This is a genomic window from Stenotrophomonas sp. Br8, assembly GCF_014763005.1.
GTDB lineage: Bacteria > Pseudomonadota > Gammaproteobacteria > Xanthomonadales > Xanthomonadaceae > Stenotrophomonas > Stenotrophomonas lactitubi.
This window is the reverse complement of record NZ_JACGTN010000004.1, coordinates 125352-147343: the sequence shown is the minus strand read 5'-3', so window position 1 is coordinate 147343 and position 21992 is coordinate 125352. Positions and strand designations below refer to the sequence as shown.

The 21992-nt window shown below is 67.2% G+C and carries 21 protein-coding genes; 12 read left to right on the top strand and 9 right to left on the bottom strand.

All coding sequences use genetic code 11. The features are described from left to right. Nucleotides 1-56: 56 nt before the first annotated feature. Complete coding sequence (locus tag H3005_RS04550) at nt 57-1064, top strand: energy transducer TonB (protein ID WP_191077635.1); 1008 nt, start codon at nt 57-59, stop codon at nt 1062-1064. Nucleotides 1065-1138: 74 nt separating this feature from the next. Here the strand turns inward: H3005_RS04550 and H3005_RS04545 are convergent, their stop codons facing one another. Further along, the gene (locus H3005_RS04545) at nt 1139-1393 is read right to left on the bottom strand and encodes a hypothetical protein (RefSeq protein WP_191077634.1); all 255 of its coding nucleotides are present in this window, start codon (nt 1391-1393) and stop codon (nt 1139-1141) included. A 75-nt stretch (nt 1394-1468) separates the two neighbouring features. On the opposite strand from H3005_RS04545, the gene H3005_RS04540 reads away from it, so the two are divergent. Beyond that, nucleotides 1469-2257, top strand: coding sequence for a helix-turn-helix transcriptional regulator (locus H3005_RS04540; RefSeq protein WP_191077633.1), 789 nt, complete (start codon nt 1469-1471; stop codon nt 2255-2257). A gap of 67 nt (nt 2258-2324) precedes the next feature. Further along, nucleotides 2325-2750, top strand: coding sequence for a hypothetical protein (locus tag H3005_RS04535; RefSeq protein ID WP_191077632.1), 426 nt, complete (start codon nt 2325-2327; stop codon nt 2748-2750). Nucleotides 2751-2822: 72 nt separating this feature from the next. Here H3005_RS04535 and H3005_RS04530 read toward each other — a convergent pair whose 3' ends face one another. The 4 genes from H3005_RS04530 to H3005_RS04515 form a co-directional block, all read right to left on the bottom strand. Beyond that, nucleotides 2823-4007, bottom strand: coding sequence for an ABC transporter permease (locus tag H3005_RS04530; RefSeq protein WP_100553959.1), 1185 nt, complete (start codon nt 4005-4007; stop codon nt 2823-2825). Then, the gene (locus tag H3005_RS04525) at nt 4004-4750 is read right to left on the bottom strand and encodes an ATP-binding cassette domain-containing protein (RefSeq protein WP_100462046.1); all 747 of its coding nucleotides are present in this window, start codon (nt 4748-4750) and stop codon (nt 4004-4006) included. Before H3005_RS04525 ends, H3005_RS04530 begins: the two co-directional genes overlap by 4 nt. Next, nucleotides 4747-6273 carry an alpha/beta hydrolase gene (locus H3005_RS04520; RefSeq protein WP_191077631.1) on the bottom strand — a complete coding sequence of 509 codons (1527 nt, stop codon included), beginning with the start codon at nt 6271-6273 and terminating at the stop codon, nt 4747-4749. The genes H3005_RS04525 and H3005_RS04520 overlap by 4 nt, the downstream gene beginning before the upstream one ends. Nucleotides 6274-6392: 119 nt before the next feature. Next, nucleotides 6393-7586, bottom strand: coding sequence for a GGDEF domain-containing protein (locus H3005_RS04515; RefSeq protein ID WP_223880049.1), 1194 nt, complete (start codon nt 7584-7586; stop codon nt 6393-6395). Nucleotides 7587-7721: 135 nt separating this feature from the next. On the opposite strand from H3005_RS04515, the gene H3005_RS04510 reads away from it, so the two are divergent. The 3 genes from H3005_RS04510 (at nt 7722) to H3005_RS04500 (ending at nt 10987) form a co-directional block, all read left to right on the top strand. Further along, a complete protein-coding gene (locus H3005_RS04510; protein ID WP_191077630.1) occupies nt 7722-8207 on the top strand; it encodes a DUF1203 domain-containing protein in 486 nt (161 codons plus the stop codon). 236 nt (nt 8208-8443) lie between these two features. Further along, nucleotides 8444-9613 carry a lytic polysaccharide monooxygenase gene (locus tag H3005_RS04505; RefSeq protein WP_191077629.1) on the top strand — a complete coding sequence of 390 codons (1170 nt, stop codon included), beginning with the start codon at nt 8444-8446 and terminating at the stop codon, nt 9611-9613. 216 nt (nt 9614-9829) lie between these two features. Continuing rightward, entirely contained in the window at nt 9830-10987 is a 1158-nt protein-coding gene (locus H3005_RS04500) for a lytic polysaccharide monooxygenase (RefSeq protein ID WP_100553964.1), read from the top strand. Nucleotides 10988-11101: 114 nt separating this feature from the next. Here the strand turns inward: H3005_RS04500 and H3005_RS04495 are convergent, their stop codons facing one another. Beyond that, nucleotides 11102-11851, bottom strand: coding sequence for a ferredoxin--NADP reductase (locus H3005_RS04495; protein WP_089237690.1), 750 nt, complete (start codon nt 11849-11851; stop codon nt 11102-11104). Between the two features lie 84 nt (nt 11852-11935). Here H3005_RS04495 and H3005_RS04490 point away from each other — a divergent pair, with 84 nt between their 5' ends. The 4 genes from H3005_RS04490 to H3005_RS04475 all read left to right on the top strand — a co-directional run bounded on the left by H3005_RS04490 (nt 11936) and on the right by H3005_RS04475 (nt 16256). Then, on the top strand, nt 11936-12904 hold the full coding sequence (locus H3005_RS04490; RefSeq protein ID WP_191077628.1) for an ABC transporter ATP-binding protein: 969 nt from the start codon (nt 11936-11938) through the stop codon (nt 12902-12904). Then, nucleotides 12901-13701, top strand: coding sequence for an ABC transporter permease (locus H3005_RS04485; RefSeq protein WP_099819852.1), 801 nt, complete (start codon nt 12901-12903; stop codon nt 13699-13701). The genes H3005_RS04490 and H3005_RS04485 overlap by 4 nt, the downstream gene beginning before the upstream one ends. Nucleotides 13702-14389: 688 nt before the next feature. Then, nucleotides 14390-15328: a 2-dehydropantoate 2-reductase gene (gene panE / locus H3005_RS04480; protein WP_191077627.1), complete on the top strand. Its 939-nt coding sequence runs from the start codon at nt 14390-14392 to the stop codon at nt 15326-15328. A 4-nt stretch (nt 15329-15332) separates the two neighbouring features. Beyond that, nucleotides 15333-16256 (top strand): NAD-dependent epimerase/dehydratase family protein, encoded by a 924-nt coding sequence (locus H3005_RS04475; RefSeq protein WP_191077626.1) that lies wholly within the window; start codon nt 15333-15335, stop codon nt 16254-16256. A gap of 13 nt (nt 16257-16269) precedes the next feature. Here the strand turns inward: H3005_RS04475 and H3005_RS04470 are convergent, their stop codons facing one another. After that, entirely contained in the window at nt 16270-17067 is a 798-nt protein-coding gene (locus H3005_RS04470; RefSeq protein ID WP_191077625.1) for a TatD family hydrolase, read from the bottom strand. A 68-nt stretch (nt 17068-17135) separates the two neighbouring features. Here H3005_RS04470 and hrpB point away from each other — a divergent pair, with 68 nt between their 5' ends. Beyond that, a complete protein-coding gene (gene hrpB, locus H3005_RS04465) occupies nt 17136-19643 on the top strand; it encodes an ATP-dependent helicase HrpB (protein WP_191077624.1) in 2508 nt (835 codons plus the stop codon). A 214-nt stretch (nt 19644-19857) separates the two neighbouring features. Then, nucleotides 19858-20247 (top strand): hypothetical protein, encoded by a 390-nt coding sequence (locus H3005_RS04460; RefSeq protein WP_025877588.1) that lies wholly within the window; start codon nt 19858-19860, stop codon nt 20245-20247. 105 nt (nt 20248-20352) lie between these two features. Here the strand turns inward: H3005_RS04460 and H3005_RS04455 are convergent, their stop codons facing one another. Together H3005_RS04455 and H3005_RS04450 are read right to left on the bottom strand one after the other, a co-directional pair. Further along, entirely contained in the window at nt 20353-20892 is a 540-nt protein-coding gene (locus tag H3005_RS04455) for a pseudouridine synthase (protein ID WP_191077623.1), read from the bottom strand. 176 nt (nt 20893-21068) lie between these two features. Then, the gene (locus H3005_RS04450) at nt 21069-21926 is read right to left on the bottom strand and encodes a class I SAM-dependent methyltransferase (protein ID WP_089237702.1); all 858 of its coding nucleotides are present in this window, start codon (nt 21924-21926) and stop codon (nt 21069-21071) included. Nucleotides 21927-21992 lie beyond the last annotated feature (66 nt).

The following is a 21992-nucleotide window of genomic DNA, read 5'->3' as shown; positions in this document are numbered from 1 at the left end:
TCCCGGCCATGCGTATCTACGTTTTTCGTAACGTCGTCTTCTTAGAGGGGAGCAGGATGTCGCACGTCGCAATGATCGCTGCCGCGCGCCGGTGGATGCCGGTCGCTCTGGCATTGGCCCTGGCTGCCTGCTCGGGCAAGGAAGAAACACCGGCTCCGTCCGCGCCGGGTGCCGCCGCCCCCGTCGCTGCGGCGCCAGCCGCACCGGCCGTGGCCGCCAAGGTGCAGTCGATGGGCACCGAACAGCTGCGCGAATCGGCCAGCCAGGCACTGCGCGAGAACCGCATGTACGCCCCGGCCGGCGACAACGCCATCGAGTATTACCTGGCACTGCGTGACAAGACGCCGGACGACGCCTCGGTGAAGAGCGCGCTGACCGACCTGCTGCCCTACACCCTGATCGCCGCCGAGCAGCACCTGGGCCGCGAAGATTTCGCCGAAGCGCAGCGGCTGGTCGCCCTGATCGAAAAGGTCGACGCCTCGGCCCCGGCCCTGCCGCGCCTGAAGGAAGGCCTGAGCAAGGGCATGCAGGTTGCAGCCAAGCGCACCGAAGACGAGACCGAGAAGGTCAAGAAGGACGCTGAGGACCGCACCAAGCAGCTGGCCGAGCAGCAGCGCCTGACCGAACAGCGCGCCAAGGAAGCCGAGGCGGCCAAGCAGATTGCCGCGCAGCAGGATGTTGCCCGTCGTGACAGCGAGCGCCAGGAAGCCGAGCGCCAGGCCGCCGCCCGCCGCGATGCCGAGCAGAAGCAGCAGCAGGCCGCTGCCCAGCAGGCCAACGCCGCCCGCCAGGCAGCGACCGCCGCCGCGCCAAGCCTGCGCCCGGTCAGCACGCCGGCACCGCGTTACCCCGCCGATGCGCTGCGTTCGGGCACTTCCGGCGAAGTACTGGTGGAAATCACCGTCGGCACCGACGGCTCGGTGACCAATGCGCGCGTGCTGCGTGCAACGCCCTCGCGCGTCTTTGATCGCGAAGCACTCAACGCGGTCAAGCGCTGGCGCTTCGAGCCGGTCAATGCCCCGGTCACCACCCGCCGCACGCTGGTGTTCGCACCGGGCGGCTGATGTCCAAGGCGGTAGCGCCGGGTCGCGCCCAGCGGTTCTGAAGCAAGGCCCGGCATGTCCGGGCCTTGCCCGTTTCAGGCTGCGCCGTCGATCAACCGTTGCAGCGCCGGATCACGTGCGGCCAGCACCTGGAACAGGCCCAGTGCGTGCAGCCCGGGCAGCAGACTGCGCAGATCCGCTTCGGCGGCGGCACGGGTGGTGGCATTACCGGCCGGGTCCTGCCAGTCGCGGACGCTGGCGAGGAAGGCGCCGACACTGCCCTTGCGCACGGTGAGTCCGTTCACCTGCACGTCGTTCTGGTCATCGGGAAGGATGTCCTGCGGTTGCATGGCGTGCTCCAGGGGAATGGAGGACCAGTGTCGACGCTCGCTTCCGACCGTTCTGCCGTATAACTGCCAATGAATATGGCAGAACTGACAGTCCAGACACCCCTGATCGATCCTGCACTGGCCGATGCCAGCGCGGGTCCGGCCGTGCTCGGCACGCAGCTGGCGATGCCGGGTTCACGCCGCACTGCCCGCCACCAGCACGCGCGCGGGCAACTGCTGGGCGCGCACACGGGCCTGCTGCGGATCGAGGCGGGCGACATCCACTGGCTGCTTCCTGCCGGACACGTGGCATGGCTTCCGCCGCAGCACCCGCACGCGCTTTGCAGCGTCGGCAGCTTCGATGGGTGGAGCCTGTACTTCAGCAAGGAGGCCTGCACCGGCCTGCCCAGCGCACCACGCATCTTCCAGCCCAGCGACCTGCTGCGGGTGGCGGTGCCGCGGGCACTGCAGTGGTCCGGGCAGCCATTGGATGCGATGCAAGAACGCCTGGCCGCGGTAATCGCCGATGAAATTGTCACCAGCACGTCATTGCCGCTGGCCTTGCCACAACCCAGTGACCGCCGCCTGCGTCGCATCGCCTCGGCCCTGGCTCGCGCGCCGCATGACACCCGCAGCGTCGAGGGCTGGGCCGCAGCGAGCGGCCTGTCCAGTCGCAGCCTCGCCCGCCGCTGGCAGGCCGAGACCAACATGACCCTGACCCACTGGCGGCAGCGCCTGCGCGTACTGCTGGCACTGCCGCGATTGCTGGCCGGTGAGCCGGTCACCACCGTCGCACTGTCATTGGGCTACGACACGCCCAGTTCCTTCATCGCCGTGTTCAAGCGCGAGATGGGAGTGACGCCGGCGCGTTATGGGGGAGGCTGACGCATTCAACACTCCCGCCGTACCTCTTCGCGACCTAAGCTGCTTGTCGATTTCAAGAGGAAGGCAGATGAAGTACGACGACGCCAGCTGGCATTCCGACGGGGATTTTCCCGCCGACCTTGCACCCGAGGCCGGTGCGACGCACATCGGCATGTACGTGGCTTGGTTGTTGCTGCAGGGTATGGCCGGAGAAGAACTGGTCGATGACATGAAGGACGAACTGCATGCCTTGACCCAGCGCACCATGACACCCGCTCAGTTCCTGCTGGTGTGCGACGGCAAGTTCCTGGACGACATGATCAACGACGAGGCGAACGCATTTACGCTGGAGTACTACCAGGCTGATGACTGTCTTTACCCGGATGACTACATCGAGCTGCTCGCAGATGACCTCCCTTCGATCTACCACGCGGCAGACACCTGGGAAAATTTTGATCGACTGGCGCCGGTGATTGCCCAGCGCTTCACCACCTGGCAGGCAGCGCGCTCCTGAAAACAACGAGGCCCGGGATTGCCGGGCCTCGTTCTGCATCCGCCGGGCATGGCCCGGCGCTACCGGTTCCGCTCAGCCGGAAATCGCCAGGCGTTCGTTGTGGTAACGACGCACGGCAGCAAACCACAGCACTGCGGCCAGACCCAGGCTTGCGCCGAGGTAGACCGCCCAGATGGTCGGGCTGATCGCCTCGTGGCGGATCACCTTCAACAGCATCTGGTTCTGCGACAGGAACGGCACTGCGTACTGCCACAGCTCGCTCTTCACCGGGTAGGCCATCAGCGCGTAGCCGGGCAGCATCGGCAGCAGCACCAGCCAGGTCATGTGGCTCTGCGCTTCCTTCATGCTCTTGGCCGCGGCCGAGAGGAAGGTCAGCAGCGAGGTGCCGATCAGCAGCATCGGCACCATCACCAGCAGCATCTGCAACATCGAGCCGATGTTCATGTTGAGCTGCCGGCCGACATTGCCGGGCGCGATCTGCGCACTGGCCTTGAACGCGATCAACGTCAGCAGCAACGAGGCGAAGCCGACCACGCAGGCGGCGGCGATCTTACCGCTGACGATGGCGCTGCGCGAACCCGGGGTCGCCAGCAGCGGCTCCAGCGATTGCCGCTCGCGCTCACCGGCGGTGGCATCCATCACCAGATAGGCGCCACCAATGAACGAGGTCAGCGTCAGCAGCACCGGCAGCAGCATCGACAGCATCATGCCGCGCTTGGCCTCGGCGCTGGCCATGTCCTGGGTAGCCACCTCCAGCGGCCGCGCCACCTGTGCGTCGACGCCACGTGCCATCAGCCGCAGCGCACCGACCTGGCCGTTGTAGGTCGCCAGGGCCGCCTGCAGGCGGGCGCTGGGTACCTCGGCGGCGCGCCGGGTACTGTCACGGATCACTTCCACCAGCGCGGGCTTGCCGTCGGCCCAGTCCTTGCTGAAATCGGGGCTGATGCGCAGCGCGACGTCGATCTCCTGCGAGCGGATCGCCTCGGCCAGATCCTTGGGCGCCGGCGCGGTGTTCAGCCCCTGCGCGGCCAGGAAACGCACCAGGTTCGGCGCATTCTCGGCACCGATGGTCGGGATCTGCAGCGGCTGTTCAATCTGGATGCGCACACGGCTTTCGGCCAGCTTGCCCATGCCCAGGATCAGCAGCGGGTACAGCAGGGGACCAAACAGCAGGGTCAGCATCAGGGTGCGGCGGTCACGCGAGAGGTCGCGCAGTTCCTTGCGCATCACCGTCATCATGGTCGACATCATGCTCATGCGTGCAGGCCCTCTTCGCTGCCGATCAGTTTCACGAACGCATCTTCCAGGTTGGGTTCGCCGGACTGCGCACGCAGTTCATCGGCGCTGCCGGCGGCCATCACCGTGCCCTTGGCGATGATCACGATGTGGTCACACAGCGCACCGACCTCCTGCATGATGTGGCTGGACAGGATCACGCAGCGCCCTTCCTCGCGCAGGCCCAGCAGGAAGCGGCGAAGTGCGCGGGTGGTCATCACGTCCAGGCCGTTGGTGGGTTCGTCGAGGATCACGTTGCGCGGATCGTGCACCAGCGCGCGGGCAATGGCGGTCTTGGTGCGCTGGCCCTGCGAGAAGCCATCGGTCTGGCGGTCGAGGATGTCGCCCATGTCCAGCGCATGCGACAGCACTTCGATGCGTTCGCGGATGCGCGACGCGGACAGGCCATGCAGCTCGCCGAAGTAAGCGATGTTCTCGCGCGCGGTCAGTCGCTTGTAGACGCCACGCGCGTCGGGCAGTACGCCGAGATGACGACGTACTTCCACCGGATTGCGGGCGGCATCGATGCCATCGACGGTGATGCTGCCTTCATCCGGCGTCATCAGCGTGTACAGCATGCGCATGGTGGTGGTCTTGCCAGCCCCGTTCGGCCCGAGCAGGCCGGTGATGCGGCCATCCTCGGCGCGGAAGCCGACATCGGCCACCGCCTGGATACGGCCGGTGCGGGTGTTGAAGGCCTTGTGCAGGTTGTCGGCGACGATCATGGGGCCCATCCGTTGAACGAGGTGAACGCCGGCACGTAGCTCAGCGTGTCCAGGCAGCTGGCATCCAGCGCCTTGGCATCGGTGGTGTCGATGAACTGGCCGAGCAGGCGCGGCATGCAACCGGCGGCCAGGGTGCCGTGGCCTTGCCCGCGGGCGACCAGCGCGCGTCCCTTCGGCAGCCCCTTGAGCACCTGTTCGGCGTAACGCGGCGGCGTCACCGGGTCCAGTTCGCCGGACAGCAGCAGCACCGGCAGATCACTGCGCAGTGGCGCTGCCGCATCAGCCGGCGCCGGCTGATGCGGCCACACCGGGCAGGCGGCGAAGAACGCACGCGCCGCTTCCGGCCCGAACAGCGCGTCTCCGCTTTCCGCCGGCGCCTGGTAGCGCGGTGCATCTTCGCTGCAGATCACCGACCACTGCATGCCACGGTTGATCTGGAAATCCATGCTGCGGGTCGCACCGCGTACCAGCGAGGCCAGTGGCGCATAACGCCCCTGCGCGGCCTCGTCCAGCACCAGTGGCAGCAGCGAGGAATACTGCGGTACGTAGGAGAAGGCGAACGCCAGGCCGACCACGCTGTCCGGGGTCAACACATCCTTCCGCGGCGCATTCGTGCCCGGATCGCGGTACTCGACGGTAACCGGCGTGCGGCGCAGGGTGTCCGCAACGCTGCGCAGCTGTGCGCGGGTATCGACCGGGAAGCGCTTGCTGCAGGCAACATCCTTGCGGCACTGCGCCGACTGCAGGGTGATGGCGTTGTCGAAGGTATTGGCGAATTCGCCCCCGACCACCAGATCGTTCGGCACCACGCCGTCGATGACGATGCTGCGGGTGTGCTGCGGATAGGCCGCAGCGTAGCGCTGGGCAACGCGGGTGCCGTACGAGCCGCCAACCAGGTTGAGCGTATCGGCGCCGAGCGCCTGGCGTACCGCGTCCAGATCGGCGATGGCCTCGGCGGTGGTATAGAAGCGCGGGTCGGCACGGCCCTTCAGCGACGCGGCGCAGCGCTCCGCGTACTCGCGCAGCAGCGCCTCGCTGGGCGCAGCGTCTTCATCCATCGGCAGCTCCTTGCCATCCGCGCCCAGGCAGCTGAGCGGGTTGGAGCCACCGGTGCCACGCTGGTCGATCAGGAAGATGTCGCGCTGCTTGCGCACCTGGCGCAGTGCCGTATCGACGATGACGGCGACCTCGCTGGCCGCCTGGCCAGGGCCACCGGCCAGGAAGAACACCGGGTCCGGCAGGCCGGAACCGCTGTTGCCCGACTCCAGCCAAGCCACGCGCAGATCAATCCTGCGACCCTCCGGCTTGCTCCGGTCTTCCGGCACCTGGAATGTCGCGCACTGCGCCTCGACGTTCGCGCTGGCGCCTTCAGTGGCCAGCGTGCAGGGATGGAAATCGATCTGGCCGTAGCGGCGGCTGGGCGTATCGCCTGCGCCGTCGGACCCTGCCTGCGGCGGTGCGCTGCAGCCGGCAATCAGCATGCTGGCCAGCAATCCGGCCCGCGCGAAATGGTGTCGTTGCATCGTGCGTGATTCCCCTGGGAATGTTCCTGTCCACCACGACGGTGTGCCGCGGCAGATGTGACCAAACAGATGTGACCCAACTTACACGCGCCGGGCGCTGGCGGCGACAGGCGGATGTCCTAGGCCGGCGTCGGCACCGCCACCAGGCGGTTGCGGCCCTCGGCCTTGGCCCGGTACAGGGCGGTGTCGGCCAGCGCGATCAAGCCGGAAAGATCGGTCCGGCCGTCGTCCAGCACCAGCCCGATGCTGGCGGTCACCGCCACCGGACCGGTATCGAGCAGGGCGGGACGCTGCTGCAGGCCGTGGCGGATCGCGTCGGCCAGCGCCGTCGCCTCATTGCCGCTGCTGCCAGGCAGCAGCAACAGGAACTCCTCGCCGCCATAGCGGCTGAGCAGATGCACGCGGCCGATCGCGCAGCGCTGCAGCACCCCGGTGAAATGCTGCAGCACGTGGTCACCCGCCAGATGACCCCAGCGATCGTTGACCTGCTTGAAATGATCCACATCCAGCAACAGCAGCGCCAACGGCGTACCGTGCCGGCGCGCCTGTTCCAGCTGCAGCTGCCCATCCGCCAGCACCGCGCTGCGATTGAGCAGGCCGGTAAGACCATCGATCCGCGCAGCCCGACGCAGTTCCACCAGCATGCGTTCGACCATCAGCAGCACCAGAGCGAAGCAACGGGCCAGCTCCAGCATCACCCCGGCCAGGTAGGTCACGAACATCGGCGTGCCGGTACGCATGATGTCCTCGCCGGCGTCGGCAGCCACGGGCAGGAACAGGCGCACCACGTACAGCAGGCTCTCGGCGAGGAACACCGCAGCGGCCAGCCTGCAGCTGGTGCGCTGCTGTGGCGGGGCTTGGCGCAGCAGCAGCCAGGCGATCCAGCCGTCGATGATCGCAGCGAACACACTGAATACATGCAGGCGCACGACCAGGTTCGGCCACGGCACCAGGAACAGGAAGATGCCGGCCATGAACGCAGCTACCAGCAACAGCGGTCGCCATACCGGCAGGGGTTGGTCCAGATGCAGGGCCATGCCACGCAGCAGCAGCACCGCGCAGGCAGCCATCGCTGCGTTGCCGGCCAGAATCGCCGGCACCTGCGGCAGGTAGGGACGCAGCGCCAGCAGGGTCACCCCCAGGGTCAGGGCCCACAGGCTGAGCGTCCACAGCCGCAGCACCGGTTGCCCGCGCAACACCACCAGCAGCAACGAGAACCCCAGCGCGATGCCCACGCAGAGCAGGAAGCCAAGCACGGCGACGGTGGGGAAATCCAGGGACATGCGGCGCTGCAGGAAGGGCGGCGCGCGCATCTTAGCGCCTTGCGGCGGCCGCACGGACCGTTGCACCTGGGCAGGGCCAGGCGAGCCATCGAATCCGGTGGCGGAAAACGGCGAGCACGCGGCCCATGGCGCCGACAGAATGCGCGGAAATCCGGGAGACACTCCATGCATTCGTGGCAACTCAGTGGCATCGACCACCAGCCGTTCGAAGCGCTTTTCGAAACCAGCGACGACACCTTGGCCGCACGGGGAATCGTGCGGCGACGCGCCGGCGACAGTGGTGGCTACCCCTGCAGGGTCAGCCTGACCGACGCGCCTGCGGGTGCGGAACTGCTTCTGCTGCCATACACACACTTGGCCTCGCATTCGCCCTACCGCGCCTCGGGCCCGATCTTCGTGCAGCGTGGTGCCACCCGCTGCGTGCTGCCGGCAGGCGTGGTACCTGCCTACGTGCACCGTCGGCTGATGTCAGTGCGTGCCTATGACAGCGCGGACTTCATGCTGAGCGGCTTGGTATGCCAGGGCAACGAGGTTGCTGCGCACCTGGACCGGTTATTCGCCGATGCGACGGTGGCCTTCGTGCAACTGCACAACGCAGGGCATGGATGCTTTTCGTGCCAGGTGGATCGGGCAGGAAATCAACGGTCGTGAAGGTACGCACGAACGTGATCGTTGCCGCGATGCAGGCGTGACCGCCAACGCATTCGTTCAGTGTGGCGTGAAGCCTGCGGGAAAGGCTTCACACGCGCAGTCACGGATCGGTGTTGACGAGGTTTCGCGCTGTGCATCGCCGCTCGATACTCGCGGCGGTACCGCTCATCGTCCGTCGCGTGGCACAGCGCGGGTGCTGCGGTCACCGCTCTCTTCGACGACCACAAGGATGCGCCATGTCTCTGCGATACACCCCCTTGCTGTTGGCTACCGTCTTCGTTGGCGCCGGTGTTGGCGTTGCCGGCAACGCGGCCGCACACGGCACGATGATCACCCCGGTCAGCCGCGTCTATGCCTGTTTCCAGGGCAACCCGGAAAACCCCACCAACCCGGCCTGCGCGGCCGCCAAGGCAGTGGCCGGTTCGCAGGCGTTCTACGACTGGAACGGCATCAACCAGGCCAACGCCAACGGCAACCACCAGGCCGTGGTGCCCGACGGCAAGCTGTGCAGCGGCAACAACCCGACTTTCCGCGGCCTGGACCTGGATCGCAGTGACTGGCAGACCACGCCGATCCAGCCCGATGCGAACGGCAGGTTCACCTTCGTGTTCAAGGCCACCGCCCCGCATGCCACGCGTGACTGGAAGTTCTTCGTCACCCGCGCCGGCTGGCAGCCGGGCAGCCCGCTGCGCTGGGCCGACCTGCAGGAATTCTGCTCGCTGGGCAATACGCCGCTGTCGGCCGATGGCACCTACAAGCTGCAATGCACGCTGCCGCAGCGCAGCGGCCAGCATGTGATCTACAACACCTGGCAGCGCTCGGATTCGACCGAAGCGTTCTACACCTGCATGGATGTGCGCTTTGAAGGCGGCGGCGGTACCACGCCGGTACCGCAGTGGCAGGATGCCGGGCCGGTCACCGCGCGTACCGAGCTGCCGGTCGGCACCACGTTGGCGCTGCGTGTGTTCAATGCCAACGGCAACGATGTGGAACGTGTGGAAGCCACGCTCGCCGCAGGCCAGACCGCGCCAGCGCAGTGGCCGCTGGCGCTGGCCCGCAAGGTCAATGCCAGTGCCCAGCATGCGCGCGTGGGGGTGCTCAGCAACGGCGCGATCACGCCGATCGCCTCGGCCACCGACAACCGCGTGTACCTGAAGGACGGCAACCGCTTCCAGCTGGACACGAAGGTGCCGGACCCGGGCACGCCGTCGCCCGGCGGCGACTTCGACCATGTGTATCCGGCCGGCATCGGCAGCTACGTACCCGGGCAGACCGTGGTGAAGAGCAGCGACGGCAAGCTCTACGCCTGCCGCCCGTTCCCGGAAGGTGCGTGGTGCAACGTCAATGCCGAGGCGTACCGGCCGGGCGTGGGCTCGGCGTGGCGCGATGCCTGGGTGCCGTACTGAGTGAGTGAGAGATGGAGCGGGAGCGGCGCGCACGTGCCGCCCCGCTTCTGCAATCGGGCAGATGCAGACCCGCGGGTACAACATGAAGTGTTAACCCGTTCGCGCAGGCAATGCACATTGCGTCGCAACCTGCAGCTTTTCGGAATCGTTGAATGGATGGCGCTGTGCATCGTGTGGAGACTCGCTGGTCCTTCCACCGTTCACAGGATCCCCACCATGCAACCGCTCAATCGACTCGCTCTCGCGATGACTGCCATCGCCGGCCTGGGCGTCTCTGCCAGTGCGCTGGCACACGGCACCATGTCCAAACCCAGCAGCCGGGTCTATGCCTGCTACCAGGGCAATCCGGAGAACCCGACCAATCCGGCGTGCGCCGCCGCAAAAGCGATCGGCGGTGCACAGCCCTTCTATGACTGGTCCGGCATCAACCAGGCCAATGCCAACGGCAATCACCAGGCCGTGGTGCCGGACGGACAGTTGTGCAGCGGTGGCAACAGCAAGTACCGCGGCCTGGATCTGGATCGGTCCGACTGGTCGACCACCCCGATCCGCGCCGATGGCAACGGCCGCTACACCTTTGAATTTCTTGCGCCCGCCCCGCATGCCACCCGTGACTGGAAGTTCTATGTGACGCGCGAAGGATGGCAGCCAGGTTCGCCCGTGGGCTGGTCGGATCTGCAGGAGTTCTGCACCTTGGGCAACGTGCCGCTGTCGGAAGGTGGTGTCTACAAGCTGGATTGCCCGTTGCCCCAGCGCACCGGCCAGCATCTGATCTACAACACCTGGCAGCGCTCGGATTCGGCCGAGGCGTTCTACACCTGCATGGACGTGCGTTTCGAGGGTGGCGGTGGTGTAACGCCGCCGCCGCAATGGCACGATGCCGGCCCTGTCACCGCGCGCGGAGCCCTGGATGCGGGTACGACCCTCACCCTGCGCGTGTTCAACGCGAACGGCAATGATCTGGAACGCATCGACACCACGCTGACCACTGGCCAGACGCTGCCAACGCAGTGGCCGCTGACGTTGGCCCGTGCGGTCAATGCAGGCGCGCGGCATGCCCGCATCGGCCTGCTGGAGAATGGTGTGATCACGCCGATTGCCTCAGCAACGGCGAACCGCGTCTACCTGGCGCAGGGGCATCGGTTCCAGCTGGATACGAAGGTGCCCGATCCGGTGCAGCCGCCGGGCGACTTCGATTTCATCTATCCGGCCGGCATCGGCAGCTACGTGCCCGGGCAGACCGTGGTGAAGAGCAGCGACGGCAAGCTCTACGCCTGCCGCCCGTTCCCGGAAGGCGCGTGGTGCAACGTCAATGCCGAGGCGTACCGGCCGGGCGTGGGCTCGGCCTGGCGCGATGCCTGGGTGCCGTACTGAGGCATGGTCCAGGGGCGGCCGGGTGCCGCCTCCGGTTCATGAGGTTGCCGGCCAGCGGCCGGCACTACCCGGGTTCGTGGGGTTGCCGGCCAGCGGCCGGCACTACCCTTGGGTTTACTTGCTGCTGACGTACTTCTCGCGGCGGATCTGCGGATTGCCCAGGCCCGCCGCCTTCAGCGCTTCGGCGCAGGCGTCGACCATGTCCGGGTTACCGCACAGGTAGGCGATGTCGGTGGCCGGGTCCGGTGTGAATTCCGCCAGCGCCTGCTGCACGTAGCCATGGTGTACATCCGGGTGCGGCTCGGCCGGCAGTTCCCGCGACAGGCACGGCACATACCGGAAGTTCGGGTGCTTTTCGGCGAAGCTGTAGAAGTCTTCGCTGTACAGCAGCTCGCCCGGGCTGCGTGCACCCTGCAGCAGGACCACCTGCACGCCGCGCTCGGCCATCGCCGTTGCCAGCAACGGCAGCATCGAGCGGTACGGGGTGACGCCGGTACCGGTGGCAATCAGCAGGTAGCGGCCGTTGTGGTCGCCCGGATTCAGGCAGAACCGACCGTAGGGGCCGGACGCGCTGACCTGGCCGCCGATGTCCAGCGCCTCGAACAGGGCCGTGGCGGCGCCGCCGGGGACGAAGCTGACCGCGATATCCACCGCCTCGCCCGGGCCCAGCGCGTGATCGTGGATGGTCGCCAGCGAATAGCTGCGCTTGGTTTCGGTGCCATCGGCGTAGCTGAAATGGACCTGGATGAACTGGCCGGGCTGGAAATCCAGCGGCTGGCCGTCGTCACGCACGAACTGGTAATGGCCGATGGAGGGCGCCAGCATGCGGCGGTCGACCAGTTTGATGGGGAATTGGACAGGCACGACTTTTCGGGACAGTGTGTAGCCGGGGCAAGCCCTCGGGGTCTTCTATAATAGACCTTCCCCGCCCCTCTCCAGCGCCAGCCCATGGGCGCGAAGGCTTCGAGCTTGGCTTCCCAGAACGATACGGCGCCCGCCCTGCGCGTGCGCGACCTGCGTAAAACCTATGACAACGGCACCCAGGCCCTGAAAGGGGTCTCGCTGGAAGTGGCCCCCGGCGACTTCTTCGCCCTGCTGGGCCCGAACGGCGCCGGCAAGTCCACCCTGATCGGCATCATCAGCTCCCTGGTCAACCTCAGCGAGGGCCAGGTGGACGTGTTCGGCAGCGACCTGGTGCGCAACCGCAGCGCCACCATGCGCCTGATCGGGCTGGTGCCGCAGGAGATCAACTTCAACCTGTTCGAAAAGCCCTTCGACATCCTGATGAACTACGCCGGTTTCTACGGCGTGCCGCGCGCGGAAGCCGAGCAGATGGCCGAGGTCGAGCTCAAGCGCGCCCACCTGTGGGAGAAGGCGCAGGTGATGAGCCGCACCCTGTCCGGTGGCATGAAGCGCCGGCTGATGATCGCCCGCGCGATGATGACCCGGCCGCGCCTGCTGATCCTGGACGAACCGACTGCCGGCGTGGACATCGAGATCCGCCGCGACATGTGGCGGGTGCTGAAGGAGATCAACGCCGCCGGCACTACGATCATCCTGACCACCCACTACCTGGAAGAGGCCGAGCACCTGTGCCGCAACCTGGCCATCATCGACCATGGCCAGATCGTCACCCAGGGCCCGATGCGCGAACTGCTGGCCAAGCTTGATGTGGAAGGCTTCCTGCTGGACATCGACGGCGCCCTGCCCGCGCAGCTGCCGGTGATCGAGCGTGCGACCCTGATCGCCACCGACAGCCACACGCTGGACATCGACATGCCGCGCGCGATGGATCTGAACCGCGTGTTCGAAGCACTGAACGCAGCGGGCATCCGCGTGCGTTCGATGCGTACCAAGAGCAACCGCCTGGAGGAACTGTTCGTGCGCCTCACCGGCAACCAGGAGACGTCCGCATGAGCAGCACCCCGACCCCGGTCCTGACCGACGGCCAGCGCAACCGCATCGCACTGATGACCATCGTGCGCCGCGAAGTCGCCCGCATCATGCGCATCTGGGGCCAGACCCTGGTGCCGCCGGCGATCACCATGACCCTGTACTTCCTGATCTTCGGCGGCCTGATCGGCTCGCGCGTGGGCGACATGGGCGGCTACACCTACATGCAGTTCATCGTGCCGGGCCTGGTGATGATGAGCGTGATCCAGAACAGTTACGGCAACATCAGTTCGTCGTTCTTCGGCGCCAAGTTCGGCCGCCACGTGGAAGAACTGCTGGTCAGCCCGATGCCGAACTGGGTGATCCTGTGGGGCTACGTGGCCGGTGCGGTGCTGCGCGGGCTGATGGTCGGCGTGATCGTGCTGATCATCGCGATGTTCTTCACCCCGGTGCGCATTCCGCATCCGCTGGTGACGCTGACCACGGTGATCCTGGGCGCGACGATCTTCTCGCTGGCCGGCTTCATCAACGCGGTGTATGCGAAGAAGTTCGATGACGTGGCGATCGTGCCGACCTTCATCCTGACCCCGCTGACCTACCTGGGCGGCGTGTTCTATTCGGTGAAGCTGCTGCCGCCATGGGCGGAGGCGGCCACGCACGCGAACCCGATCTTCTACATGGTCAACGCGTTCCGCTATGGCCTGCTGGGCAGCAGCGACGTGCCGGTGGTGGTGGCGTATGCGCTGATGATCGGTTTCGTGGTGGTGCTGACGGCGCTGGCGTTGTGGTTGCTGAAGCGTGGCGTGGGCATGCGCAGCTGAGGATGTCCTGCAGGGCCTGCGGCCCTGCACCCGCGGTGGTAGTGCCGGCCGCTGGCCGGCAACAGCAACGTCAACGTCAACGTCAACGTCAAACGCTAGCTATCCGTGGGGTGGCGGGGTGGTGTCGGGTGGCGGGGACGCCGCAAGTACGTCCTTGTAGGCTTGGCCGCGCCATCCATGGCGCGGACACCCCGCAACCCGACACCACCCCGCCTTCGACAATTTCCCGATGCTGTTGGAACGGCGGTCTTTGCTGCTGTTGGTGGATGTCGACCTTGGTCGACACGGTAGATCCACGCCATGCGTGGATGGCTGGAGATCATGTAGAGCCGAGCCAATGCTCGGCTCTTTTTGTTTGCGATCTGATGGATGTGGATCCATTGGAAAGATGATCACGAGAAACGAGCGGAGCGACCCGCTGTTGCTTTTGATTTTCTTCTTTGTTTTCCGTGGTGGACGCACACGGAACACGTCCGTGGCCGGGTGGGTAGGTTGCGCAGGGGCGTGAGCCGCATGGATGCGGCGACCGAGCCTACAAGGACGTATTTACGGCGCCCCCTGCGCAACCTACCCACCCGGCCAACCTCATGAACAGCGCTTTGCGCGAACCACCACGAGGGGCGCAGCCGTTGGCCGCAAACTCCGGCACAATCACAGCAGTGAATCCCCCAACTGCAGTGAGCGTGCAATGCGTATCCTGATCCTCGGCGCCGGCGGTACCGGCGGTTACTTCGGTGGTCGCCTGGCCCAGGCGGGTGTGGACGTGACCTTCCTCGTGCGCCCTGCCCGCGCCGCGCAACTGGATCGCGATGGCCTGGTGCTGCGCAGCCCGGTGGGTGACGCCACGTTCCCGGTGCAGCATGTCACCGCAGATGCCCTGGCGACGCTGGCTGCAGACACGCCGTTCGATCTGGTGATCCTCAGCTGCAAGGCCTACGACCTGGACAGCTCGATCGATGCCATCGCACCGGCCGTGGGCGCGAGCACCACCGTGCTGCCGATCCTCAACGGCCTGCATCACTACAACGCGCTCGACGCGCGCTTCGGTCGCGAGGCAGTGCTCGGGGGGCTGTGCTTCATCAGTGCGACCAAGGCGCCCGATGGTGCCGTGCTGCACCTGGGCAAGCCGGCCAAGCTGACCTTCGGCGAACGCGATGGCGGTGCGGTCTCCGCGCGCGTGCAGGCATTCGCTGCAGCCTGCGCACAGGCGAATCTCGATCATCTGGCCAGCGAACACATCGGCCAGGAACAGTGGATCAAGTACACGTTCCTCACCGCGCTGGCGGCGGCTACCTGCCTGCTGCGTGCGGACATCGGCACCATCGTCGCCACCGACGACGGCGACGCCATCGTGCGCGGGCTCTATGACGAATGCCTGGCGGTGGCCGAAGCCGCGGGCGAACCCGTGCCGGACGCTGCGCAGGACACCGCGCGTGGCACCCTGACCCAGGCGGGTTCGGCGTTGAAGGCGTCGATGCTGCGCGACCTGGAAGCGAGCCAGCAGGTGGAAGCCGCTCAGATCGTCGGCGACATGCTGGCGCGTGCGCGCGCCGCGGGCCAGGAAGCGTTGCTTCTGCAGGTGGCCTACAGCAGCCTGCAGGCCTACCAGGCCCAGCGCGCGGTGTGATCCGATGAACACGCCTGGCCCGTTGCCGAAGCGGGTACTGATCATCGGCATGGGCTGGAGTGGGCGCGTGTTGGCTGCGCGCCTTCAGGCCCAGGGCGTGCAGGTGGAAGGCACGGTGCGCGATCCAGCGTCGGCGCCTGACGATGGCCTGCAGCGTTTTCAGCTGCGTGCCGACGCTGCGCGCTCACCCGCCCTGCTCGATGCAATCACACACGCCGACGCGGTGCTGTGCAGCGTGCCACCCGATGCCGAGGGCGACCCGGCACTGCGCCTGCTGCATGACGCGTTGCGCGACAGCGCGTCATTGCGTTGGCTTGGCTATCTGTCGTCGACCTCGGTCTATGGCGACCGTGACGGTGGCTGGATCGACGAGAGCAGCGTTGCCGATGCCACAGAACCCACGGGCATGCAGCGTCAACTCGCCGAAACGCAATGGCGTACGCTGGCGGATGCGCGCGGCATCGCCTCGGCGGTATTTCGCCTGCCGGGCCTCTATGGGCCCGGGCGCAATGCGCTGCTGCAGCTGTCCCAAGGCCGCGCGCGGCACGTGGTGCGGCCAGGGCTGGTGTTCAATCGCCTGCATGTCGAAGACCTGGCAACGGTGGTGATCGCCGCGATGCGCCGCCCCATGGCCAATGCGCTGTATCTGCCGAGCGATGACGAGCCGGCGCCGTCGCAGGATGTACTGGCCTTCGCCGCGCAGCTGGGGGGCTTTGCCCTGCCGCCCGCAGTGGCCTGGGATGATCCATCGCTCAGTGCGACGTTGCGGCGCTTCTACCAGAGCAACAAGCGCATCGACAGCCGCGGCACGCGCGAGGCGCTGGAGTGGACACCGCGGTTTCCGAGCTATCGCGAAGGGCTGACGGATCTTGCCGCTTCGCTCGCCGGGCATGGCCCGGCGCTACCGGATCAGGGCGTTCCCGGCTGACGGGTAGTGCCGGTCAGGCAGCGTCGGGCAGGCGGAAGAACGTACGCGTGGCGGCCGTGGCGTTCGCTGCCGTGGTCTGCACATCCTCGCCACGGTCCCGCGCCAGCTCTTCCACGATGTGCGACAGGAACACCGGTTCGTTGCGGCGGTCCTTCGGCATCGGCTTCAGGGTGCGCGGCAGCAGGTACGGTGCGTCGGTCTCGATCATCAACCGGTTGGCCGGAATGTTCTTCACCAGCTCGCGCAGGTGCCCACCACGACGCTCGTCGCACAGCCAGCCGGTGATGCCGATGTACCAGTCCTGGTCCAGGTAATCAAACAGCTCCTGCCGCTCGCCGGTGAAGCAGTGCACCACGGCCGGACCGATGTGGCCTTCGAAGTTCTTCATCTGCGCCATGAAATCGGCATGCGCATCGCGCTGGTGCAGGAACAAGGGCTTCCCATTGTCCGCAGCCAGCTGCAGCTGGCGTTCAAACGCGCGGTGCTGCGCCGGGCGCGGCGAGAAATCGCGGAAATAGTCCAGCCCACACTCGCCCACTGCGACAACTTCAGGGTGGGCATGCAGCGCACGCATCTCCGCATCGCACTCATCGGTGTACTCCACCGCGTGATGCGGATGCACGCCGGCGGTGGCGTACAGGAAGCCGGGGTGCTGCTGCGCCAGCTGCAGGGCCAGCGGCGAATGCTCGCGGCTGGCACCGGTGATGATCATCTGCACCACACCGGCCTGCCGTGCGCGGTCCAGCACGGCATCGCGGTCGCGGTCGAAGGAGTCGTGGGTCAGGTTGGCGCCGATATCGATCAGATGCATGGGGGCAGCAGGGGCAGGAAAACCCGCGCATTGTACCCGTGCCCGTCATGGCCCCTTATCCTTTGCACATGAATGCCCCGCAATTCCCCATTTCCCCGCTGCTGCCGCAGATCCAGCAGCACCTGGCCGCACACCCGCGGCTGGTGCTGGAAGCCCCGCCCGGCGCCGGCAAGACCACCCAGGTGCCGTTGGCGCTGCTCGATGCGCCCTGGCTGCAGGGCCGCAGGATCATCCTGCTGGAACCGCGCCGGGTGGCTGCGCGCAGTGCCGCGATGTTCATGGCGCGCCAGCTCGGCGAGGAGGTCGGCGGCACCGTCGGCTACCGCATCCGCTTCGAGAACAAGGTATCGGCGCGCACGCGCATCGAGGTGGTCACCGAGGGCATCCTGACCCGGATGCTGCAGGACGACCCGATGCTGGAAACCGTCGGCGCGATCCTGTTCGATGAATTCCACGAGCGCCACCTCAGTGGCGATCTCGGCCTGGCGCTGGCCCTGGATGTGCAATCGCAGCTGCGCGACGACCTGCGTTTGCTGGTGATGTCGGCGACGCTGGACGGTGAGCGCCTGGCCCGCTTCCTCGATGCACCACGGTTGAGCAGCGAGGGCCGCAGCTATCCGGTGGCGATCAGCCACTTCCCGGCGCGGCGTGACGAGGCACTGGAGCTGCAGGTGCGGCGCGCGGTACAGCAGGCGCTGGCCGAGCACCCCGGCGACCTGCTGGTGTTCCTGCCCGGCCAGCGTGAGATCGCACGCGTGCAGGCCGGCCTGCAGGACAATCTTGATGGCGCTGCGGTGGACGTGCTGGCCCTGCACGGTGAACTGCCGGTGGAACAGCAGGCGCGCGTGCTGCAGGCCTCCAGCGACGGCCGCCGCCGCGTGGTGTTGGCCACCAACGTGGCCGAATCCTCGGTGACGCTGCCCGGCGTGCGTGTAGTCATCGACAGCGGTCAGGCACGCGAGCCACGCTACGACCCCAACAGTGGCTTCACCCGCCTGGACGTGGTGGCCATCGCGCAGGCCTCGGCCGACCAGCGCGCCGGCCGTGCCGGGCGTGTGGCCGAGGGCGTGGCCTGGCGGCTGTGGCCGCAGTCGCAACGGCTGGAGCCGCAGCGTCGCGCCGAGATCGACCAGGTTGAACTGGCCGGGCTTGCGCTGGAGCTGGCCGCCTGGGGCAGCAGTGACCTGCGCTTCCTCGACCCGCCACCGAGCGGGCCGATGGCCGCCGCACGCGAACTGCTGCAGCGCCTGGGTGCGTTGTCCAGCAGCGGCGCGATCACCGCACTCGGCCGTCGCGTGCTGGCGCTGGGCACCCATCCGCGGATGGCCGCGATGCTGCTGGCCGCACCCGATGCCCGCGCACAGGCCTTGGCCGCCGATCTTGCCGCATTGCTGGAAGCCCGCGACCCGTTGCGCCAGGGCGGTGATGCATTGGCCGCGCGCTGGCGTGCACTGGCGGCCTTCCGTAATGGCCGTGCGCCCGCCGATGCCAATCGCAGCGGCTTGGCCGCCATCGATGCCGCTGCCAAACAGTGGCGCCGTCGCCTGCGCTGTGAGGCCGCGCCACCGGCCAGCATCGAGGCGCACGAACTGGGCGACCTGCTGGCGCACGCCTTCCCCGACCGCATCGCCTTCCAGCATCCGAACGACCCGCTGCGTTACCTGCTGGCCAACGGCCGCAGCGCCCGCCTGCATGAACTGAGCGACCTGCGGGGCGAACCGTGGCTGGTGGCGAGCGAACTGCGTTTCGAGGCACGCGACGCGCTGCTGCTGCGCGCCGCACCGGTGGATGAAGGCTATCTGCGCAGGAGCTGGCCCGACCGCTTCGTGACCGAAGACGCGGTGCGCTGGGATGACACGCGCCGCGCCCTGGTCGCGCTGCGCGAAACACGCTTCGACCGCATCGTGATGGACAGCCGTTCGGCCGGCCGGGTTGATCCGCAGCTGGCGGCGCAGGCGCTGACTGACGCCGTTGCCGAGCTCGGCCTGCAGGCACTGCCATGGACCGAGGGTCTGCGCCAGTGGCAGGCGCGGGTGGAATCGCTGCGGCGCTGGATGCCCGAGCTGGGCCTGCCCGACTGCAGTGACGTCGCATTGCTGGCCAACCGTGCGCAATGGCTGCAGCCGGCATTCGCTGGCAGGACACGTCTGGATGCGCTGGACGAGGCCAGTTTCGGCGAAGCGCTGAAGTCGCCACTGGAGTGGTCGCAGCGGCAGCTGGTCGAACGTCACGCGCCCACCCGGATCACCGTACCGTCGGGGCTGGAGCGGCCGATCACCTACGCGCTGGACGGCGAAAGCGGCGAGCCGCTGCCGCCCGTGCTGGCGGTGAAGCTGCAGGAGTTGTTCGGGCTGGCCGACACGCCGCGCATCGCCGATGGCCGGGTGCCGCTGACCCTGCACCTGCTGTCACCGGGTGGCCGGCCGTTGCAGGTGACCCAGGATCTGCGAAATTTCTGGGAGAACACCTACGCCGAGGTGAAGAAGGAGATGAAGGGCCGTTACCCGCGCCACCCCTGGCCGGACGATCCGTGGACGGCCACGGCGACCCACCGGGCCAAGCCGCGCGGGACCTGAGTGGCGGGGTCGGATCCCTTTGCATGGCAAAGGGCTCTGACCCCAAGGATGCGCGCCGGGGTCAGAGCCCTTTCCCAACGGAAAGGGATCCGACCCCAGCCCGCCCGTTCCTGAATGGCTGCGGTAGAGTCACACCACGCGCCCGCCTGACTGACATACCGTTTACGGGCAACAGGCGACACTGGACTTCGACCCGAGGCAAGGACACCCCCGCATGAGCAAGTTGACCGTAATCACCGACCGCGCCCTGGAGCGCGCCCTCGACCTGGCCCATACCGCGGGCGATGGCCTGAAGAGCGCTGGCGGCAGCCTGCGTCACCTCGGCCCGCAGGCCAGCGACTGGATCAAGACCGGCGCTGCGCTCGGCGCGGTGAAGACCGGCGGCAAAGTCGCCACCAAGTTCGCCCGCCGCAATCCGGCGGTGACCATCGCGGCAGCTGCCGTGGGCGTGGGCCTGCTGGGCTATGCGCTGTACCGCAAACAGCAGAAGAAGAAGGCCGCCAATGGCCATGTGGTCAACGGCCAGGCCCAGCGCATCAATGCGCGCGATCGCCGCAATGACACCGTGGTCGATGAGCACAGCGATATCGGCAGCGACGCCTGATTGGCCGGGGTCGGATCTCTTCCGCAGGAAGGGCTCTGACCCCATGACGCTGCACGAGGGTCGGACGCCGCAAGGCCTCCGGCCTTTTTTCTTTCAGCTTTTCTTTCAGTCGATCTGCCGCCACTGGCCCGGCTGCAGGTCATCCAGCCGGTACGGCCCCATCGCAGCGCGTACCAGGCGCAGCGTCGGCAGGTTCACGGCCGCCGTCATCCGCCGCACCTGACGGTTGCGTCCTTCGCGGATCGTGATCGCCAGCCAGCTGTCGGGCACCGTCTTGCGGAAGCGCACCGGTGGATCGCGGGGCCACAGCTCAGGCGCGGGATCGAGGCGCTCGATCTTCGCCGGCAGCGTCGGACCATCGTTGAGCACCACGCCATCGCGCAGCTGCTGCAGCTGCTCGTCACTGGGCGTGCCTTCCACCTGCACCCAGTACAGCTTGTCCGCCTTGTGCTTCGGGTCGGTCAGCTTGTGCGCCAGCGTGCCGTTGTCGGTCAGCAGCAGCAGGCCTTCGCTGTCGTGGTCGAGGCGGCCGGCAGCGTAGACCCGCGGCGGCAAGCCGAAGCCGGCCAATGTCGGCCGCGGCGGCATGCTGCGGTCGGTGAACTGGCAGAGCACGTTGAACGGCTTGTTGAAGGCAATCAGCATTACGGGCACGGCAGGCGGCGGGCAAGGCATTGTCCCACGCCGCGCGTCGTGCAACCGACCTGTAGAGCCGAGCCAATGCTCGGCTCCTGTTGCGTTCCGTCGCGCTGTGCGCGATGAGCCGAGCATGGGCTCGGCTCTACAGTGGGGAATCCGCGCTGGCAGTACGATGTGCCGGCTTACGGTTTGACGAAACGCAGGGTCATGCGGTCGCTTTCACCGATGGCCTGGTACTTGGCGTCGTCCGCCTTGTCATGCTGGTTGGTCGGCGGCAGGGTCCACACGCCATTCGGATGGTCCTTGGTATCGCGCGGGTTGGCATTGACCTCGGTACGCGCATCCAGCTTGAAACCGGCGGCCTCGGCCATCGCGATCACCTGCTGCTGGCCCACATAACCGGTGTCGTCAGCGTCGGCCACGTCGGCCTTGGCGCGGTGCTCGACCACGCCGAGCACGCCGCCCGGCTTGAGCACGTTGAAGAAGCCCTGGAACATGCCCTGCGCCTGGCCTGCCTTGCGCCAGTTGTGCACGTTGCGGAACGTCAGCACCACATCGGCCGAGTTGGCCGCGCCGAACACCGGCTTGGCCGGGTCGTAGGCGACCACGGCGGTCTTGTCGAACTGTGCCGGTGCGGCGGCGTACTTCTTTTCCAGGCTGTCGCGGCTGCGCTGCTGGTAGTCGCGGCCGCGGCCTTCCGCCACGGCCTGCGGATCGACCACCGCAGCGATGTAATGGCCCTTGTCGCGCAGCAGCGGCGCCAGGATTTCCGAGTACCAGCCATTGCCGGGCGTGATCTCGATGACGGTCTTTTCCGGCGCCACGCCGAAGAAGCCCAGCGTCTGCGCAGGATGACGGAAACCGTCGCGCTTGACGTTGGCCGGGTCGCGGGTCGAGGCCTTCACCGCCGCATCGATCGCCGGCGACACCTGGATCTTTGCCGGTGCGACCGTGGCCGGCGCAGCGAATGCGGGAACGGCGACCAGCAGCGCCGAGGCAAGCAGCACGCGGCAACCACGCAGGGATGAGGCAGCAATCATCGGGGCGACTCCAGCGGAAGATGCGGCGAGACTAGCAGCCGCCGCGCCGCAGGTGTTCACAAAACG